This window comes from Janibacter corallicola NBRC 107790 (genome assembly GCF_001570965.1).
GTDB classification, from domain to species: Bacteria; Actinomycetota; Actinomycetes; order Actinomycetales; family Dermatophilaceae; genus Janibacter; species Janibacter corallicola.
Window position 1 is genome coordinate 1 of sequence record NZ_BCSR01000076.1, and the last position, 6,027, is coordinate 6,027.

The window sequence follows — 6,027 nt, forward strand, 5'->3', positions numbered from 1 at the left end:
AGACGGGGCGAAGGGGGCCGGTGACCGGCCCCCTTCGCCCCGCCGCCGTCGGGTCTCAGGCGTCGACGGTTGCTGCCTCCGCCTCGGTGACCGCGGCGTCACGCTCGGCACGGTTGACCGCGGAGAGGACCGCCCGCAGCGAGGCCTTGACGATCGAGTCGTGCATGCCGACCCCCCACAGGACCCGCTCGCCCACGGCACACTCGACGTAGGCCGCGGCGCGGGCGTCGCCACCGGCAGAGAGCGCGTGCTCGTGGTAGTCCAGCACGCGCACGTCGATGTCGAAGGCGGAGAGGGCGTCGATGAAGGACGCGATCGGACCGTTGCCGGTCCCCTCGATCTCCAGCTCCTGGCCACGGTCGAGGATGTGGCCCTCGATGTGGTCCAGCCCCTCGTCCTCACCGGTGATCGTCGTGCGCACCGGCTGGAACCGGCCCCAGCCGTCCCTGTCCTCGCTGAGGATGTACTCGTCGTTGAAGACGTCCCACAACGCGACGCCGCTCATCTCGCCACCGTCGGAGTCGGTCTTGCGCTGCACGACCTGGGAGAACTCCATCTGCAGCCGGCGCGGCAGGTCCAGGCCGACCTCGGACTTGAGCAGGTAGGCCACGCCGCCCTTGCCGGACTGGCTGTTGACGCGCACGACCGCCTCGTAGTCCCGGCCGATGTCGTGCGGGTCGATGGGCAGGTACGGCACGCCCCAGTCGATGTCGTCGATGCCCTTGCCGGCCGCCTTGGCCCGGGCCTGCATGTCGGCGAAGCCCTTGCTGATCGCGTCCTGGTGGGAGCCGGAGAAGGCGGTGTAGACCAGGTCGCCGCCCCAGGGGTGGCGCGGGTGCACCGGCAGCTGGTTGCACTCCTCGACGGTGCGCCGGATCTCGTCCATGTCGGAGAAGTCGATCTGCGGGTCGATCCCCTGGCTGAAGAGGTTCATTCCCAACGTGACCAGGTCGACATTGCCGGTGCGCTCGCCGTTGCCGAAGAGGCAGCCCTCGATCCGGTCCGCTCCGGCCAGGTAGCCCAGCTCGGCAGCGGCGACACCCTCACCGCGGTCGTTGTGCGGGTGCAGCGAGAGCATCACCGACTCCCGCCGGTCCAGGTGCCGGCTCATCCACTCGATGGAGTCCGCGTAGACGTTCGGCGTGGCCATCTCGACCGTGGCCGGCAGGTTGATGATCATCTTGTGGTCCGGCGTCGGGTCGATGATCTCGATGACCTCGTTGCAGATCCGGGCCGCGAACTCCAGCTCGGTCCCGGTGTAGGACTCGGGCGAGTACTGGTAGATGATCGTGGTCTCGGGGACGGTCTCCTCCAGCTTCTTGCACAGCCGGGCACCCTGGAGGGCGATGTCGACGATGCCGTCCTGATCGGTGTCGAAGACGACCCGCCGCTGCAGCACCGAGGTCGAGTTGTAGAAGTGCACGATCGCCTGGGGGGCGCCGGCAATGGCGTCGAAGGTCTTCTCGATCAGGTGGTCCCGGCACTGCGTGAGCACCTGGATCGTGACGTCCTCGGGGATGTGGCCGCCGTCGATGAGCCGGCGGCAGAAGTCGTAGTCGGTCTGGCTGGCGCTGGGGAAGCCGACCTCGATCTCCTTGTACCCGAGGCGGACCAGCAGCTGGAACATCGTCAGCTTGCGGTCGGCGTCCATCGGGTCGATGAGTGCCTGGTTGCCGTCACGCAGGTCGACCGCGCACCAGCGCGGGGCCTTGGTCATCACCTGGTCCGGCCAGGTGCGGTCCGGCAGCTCGACCCGGATCTGGTCCTGGAAAGGCACGTACTTGCGGATCGGCATCCGCGTGTCCTGCTGGGGGTGGATCATCCTTCATCCTTCGTCACGTCGATGGGTGGGCGGCACCACGAACTCCGCGACGAGGTGGCCGTCTGTCAGGCCTCGCCGCGGCAGAGAAGGAGCAGGTCCGTCCGCATGGCCGCCACCCTACTCCCCATCCACCCCTCGGACGGAGCCGCTCACGATCCGGACGGGCCTCGGTCGCCCGACTCGCGGGAGCAGGACGCCCCGCACGCGGCGACGTGCGGGGCGTCCTCGTGTCGGGACGTCGGGACTCAGCCCTTGCGCGCTGCCACGGCCTCGGCGACCTGGACGGCGTTGAGGGCGGCGCCCTTGCGCAGGTTGTCGCCGACGACGAAGAGGCTCAGACCCTTGTTGCCCGGGACCGCCTGGTCCTTGCGGATGCGACCCACCTGGACCTCGTCCTTGCCGGTGGCCGAGAGCGGGTTGGGCACATCGGCCAGGACCACTCCGGGGGCCGCGTCGAGGATCTTCGTGGCCTGCTCCGGGGTGATGTCCTCGTCGAACTCGGCGTGGATGGCCAGCGCGTGGCCGGAGAAGACGGGCACCCGCACGCAGGTACCGGAGACGCGCAGCTCCGGCGCGTGCAGGATCCGGCGGGACTCGTTGCGCAGCTTCTGCTCCTCGTCGGTCTCCAGCGTGCCGTCCTCGACGATCGAGCCGGCGATCGCGACGACGTTGAAGGCGACCGGGACCTCGTAGACCTGTGGCTCGGGCAGCGTGACCGCCCCGCCGTCCAGGGCGAGGTCCTTGGGATCACCCGAGGCGTAGCCGGCGCGCAGCTGGCTGTCGAGCTCGGTCAGGCCCTTGCCACCGGAGCCGGAGACGGCCTGGTAGGTGGCCACGCGAAGGGAGACCAGCCCCGCCTCGTCGTGCAGCGCCTTCAGGACCGGCATGGCGGCCATCGTCGTGCAGTTGGGGTTGGCGATGATGCCCTTGGGCAGGTCCTCGATGTCCTCGGCGTTGACCTCGGAGACGACGAGCGGGACCTGCGGGTCCTTGCGCCAGGCGCTCGAGTTGTCGATGACGGTGGCGCCGGCGGCCGCGACCTTGGGCGCGACCTCCTTGCTCGTCGATCCCCCGTTGGAGAAGAGCGCGATGTCCAGCCCGGAGAAGTCCGCGGTCGCGGTGTCCTCGACGGTCACCTCCTCGCCCTTCCACGGCAGGGTCGACCCGGCGGATCGGGCAGAGGCGAAGTACCGCATCGAGGTGACGGGGAAGTCCCGCTCCTCCAGCAGCGTCCGAATGACTGATCCGACCTGGCCGGTGGCTCCAAAAACTCCGATGTGCATGGGCAGCAGGATACGGGTCGGGGCCCGGACGCCGTCATGGCGTTCGGGCCCCGGACACCGGATCCACGATGTGGGCTACCCGTCCTGCTCCTCGGAGGCCGGCGTGGCCGTGTCCTCGTCGGGCGTCGGGGTCTTGTGCAGGGCCTTGTTCCGGTCGATGCCCTGGCCGGGTCCGGCCTCGTCCACGGCGATCGCGAAGTCGTCCCCGTGCTCGATGACACCGGTGACGACGGCATTGTCGACCGCCATCCGGGCATAGCGCCGGCGCACGACGAGCGGATCGGCCTGCAGGTCCTTCACCAGTGACACCGCCATGCCGATCATGATGACCACGAAGGGCAGGCTGGCGATGATGACCACCTGTTGCAGGCCGGCCAGCGCGTCCTCGCCACCGATGATGAGCATGACCGCGGCAGCCGCTCCGGTGGCGACACCCCAGAAGATCACCGTGACCTTGTTCGGCTCCAACGTGCCGTGCTCGCTCAGCGACCCCATGACGATGGAGGCCGCGTCGGCGCCCGAGACGAAGAAGATCGCCACGAGGACCATGACCAGCACGGAGGAGACCGTCGCCCCCGGCATCGTGTCCAGCAGGCCGAAGAGCGTGGCCTCCTCACCGCCGCTGAGCTCGGAGAGCTTGGCGCCGGCGTCCTCGGCGTGCATCGCGGCACCACCGAAGATCGCGAACCAGATCAGGCTGACCGCGCTCGGCACGAGCAGCACGCCGGTGACGAACTCACGGATGGTCCGGCCCCGGGAGATGCGGGCGATGAACATGCCGACGAAGGGGGTCCAGCTGATCCACCAGGCCCAGTAGAAGATCGTCCAGCTCGCCAGCCAGCTGTTGGTCGCTTCCCCGCCGATGGCGTTGGTCCGGGCGGAGTAGTCGATGAGGTGCTGGATGTAGGTGCCCAGCCCGGTCGGGACGAGGTTGAGGATGAAGACCGTCGGTCCGACGACGAAGACGAAGACGGCCAGGATCAACGCGAGCACCATGTTGGTGTTCGACAGGTACTGGATGCCGCGCTCGACACCGGAGACCGCCGAGATGATGAAGCAGATCGTGAGCACGGTGATGATGCCGACGAGCAGCGCGTTCGAGGCCCCGTCATCGGCCCAGCCGACGATCTGGGCACCCGAGGAGATCTGCAGCGCGCCGAGGCCCAGCGAGGTCGCGGAGCCGAAGAGCGTCGCGAAGATCGCGAAGATGTCGATGATCTTGCCCGCGGGCCCGTTGACCCCGCGGCGGCCGAGCAGCGGCTCGAAGACGGCGCTGATCGTCAGGCCCCGGCCCTTGCGGAAGACGCCGTAGGCGATCGCCAGGCCGGCGAGGGTGTAGATGGCCCAGGGGTGCAGGGTCCAGTGGAAGAGCGTGGTGGCCATGGCCACGTCGTGCCTGCCCTGGCCTCCGGTTCCGGGCGGCGGGGTGACGTAGTGGATCAGCGGCTCGGCCGCGCCCCAGAACATCAGACCGATGCCCATGCCGGCGGAGAACATCATGGCGATCCAGGAGACCGTCTTGAACTCCGGCGGCTCGCCGTCCTGCCCGAGCGGGATGTTGCCGTAGTGGCTCGCCGCGAGCCAGATCACGAAGACGACGAAGGCCGTCGCAGCGAGGGCGAAGAGCCAGCCGGTGTTGGTCACGACCCAGTCGAGGCCGCTCGCCGACGCGGTGGAGAGGCTGGAGGTGCTGATCACGCCCCAGAGGACGAAGGCCAGCGAGAGGACGGCGGTGACGCCGAAGACGATCTTGTCCAGCGGGAACTTCTCGTCCCGGGCCAGGACGCGCTTCTCCAGCGCCGGGTGGTCGACCCGGCGCGAGTTCCGCAACGGGGTGCCACTCTGGTCAGGTGTTTCCGTAGGTGTGCTCACGGTGCGCTCAAGGCCGACCGCCTGTGTGCGGGCGGCCACTCCTCCCTGTAGTGGACGTCATGCGGATGTGGGCGCCGCACAGGCACCAACGAACCACGATGACTCACGATCCGCTCGGGCACAAACCGAACCGACCCGGGCGGATCGCTCAGAAGCCCAGTCGCTGCATCTGCTTGGGGTCCCGCTGCCAGTCCTTGGCGACCTTCACGTGCAGGTTGAGGTAGACCTGCTGGCCCAGCAGCTCCTCGATCCCGCGCCGTGCCGTCGTGCCGACCTCGCGCAGCCGGGAGCCGCCCCGGCCGATGATGATGGCCTTCTGGCTCTCCCGCTCCACGTAGAGGTGGACGCGCACGTCGAGGAGTGGGTCCTCCTCCGGTCGCCCCTCCCTCGGGACGATCTCCTCGACGAGGACGGCGAGGCTGTGCGGCAGCTCGTCGCGCACGCCCTCCAGGGCGGCCTCCCGCACGAGCTCGGCGATCATCTTCTCGCTCGACTCGTCCGTGCGCACCTCCTCGGGGTAGAGCGGCGCGGGCGAGGGCGGCAGGTACTCGGAGAGCACCCGGCGCACGTCCTCGACCTGGTCGCCGCGCACCGCCGAGCACGGCACGATCGCGGCCCAGTCCCCGAGCTGGTCGATGGCGATGAGGTGCTCGGCCAGCCGCTCCCGGTCCACGGCGTCGCTCTTGGTCGCGATGGCCACGACCGGGACCTTCTTGGCCCGCTGCAGCTCGATGAGGTCCGCCGCGATGAAGCCGTCGCCGGGCCCGATCTTCTGGTCGGCGGGCAGGCAGAAGCCGATGACGTCCACCTCGAGCAGGGTGTCCCGGACCAGGTCGTTGAGCCGCTCGCCGAGGAGGGTCCGGGGTTTGTGCAGCCCCGGGGTGTCCACGAGGATCAGCTGCTGGCGCTCGCGCGTGGCGATGCCCCGGATGGTGTGCCGGGTCGTCTGCGGCTTGCTCGAGGTGATCGCCACCTTCTCCCCGACGAGCGCATTCGTCAGGGTCGACTTGCCGGCGTTGGGACGGCCGACGAGGCAGGCGAAGCCCGCCT

General features: G+C 69.1%; 4 protein-coding genes. All 4 read right to left on the reverse strand.

The window, feature by feature from the left end:
* Nucleotides 1–55 precede the first annotated feature (55 nt).
* A complete protein-coding gene (gene leuA, locus JCO01S_RS15035) occupies nucleotides 56–1,822 on the reverse strand; it encodes a 2-isopropylmalate synthase (RefSeq protein WP_068257592.1) in 1,767 nt (588 codons plus the stop codon).
* Between the two features lie 245 nt (nucleotides 1,823–2,067).
* The gene (locus tag JCO01S_RS15040) at nucleotides 2,068–3,105 is read right to left on the reverse strand and encodes an aspartate-semialdehyde dehydrogenase (RefSeq protein ID WP_068257595.1); all 1,038 of its coding nucleotides are present in this window, start codon (nucleotides 3,103–3,105) and stop codon (nucleotides 2,068–2,070) included.
* A 75-nt stretch (nucleotides 3,106–3,180) separates the two neighbouring features.
* Nucleotides 3,181–4,935, reverse strand: a complete 1,755-nt coding sequence (locus JCO01S_RS15045) for a BCCT family transporter (RefSeq protein WP_068257598.1) — start codon at nucleotides 4,933–4,935, stop codon at nucleotides 3,181–3,183.
* A 190-nt stretch (nucleotides 4,936–5,125) separates the two neighbouring features.
* On the reverse strand, nucleotides 5,126–6,027 hold a 902-nt coding region (gene era, locus JCO01S_RS15050), incomplete at its 5' end, for a GTPase Era (RefSeq protein WP_068257600.1).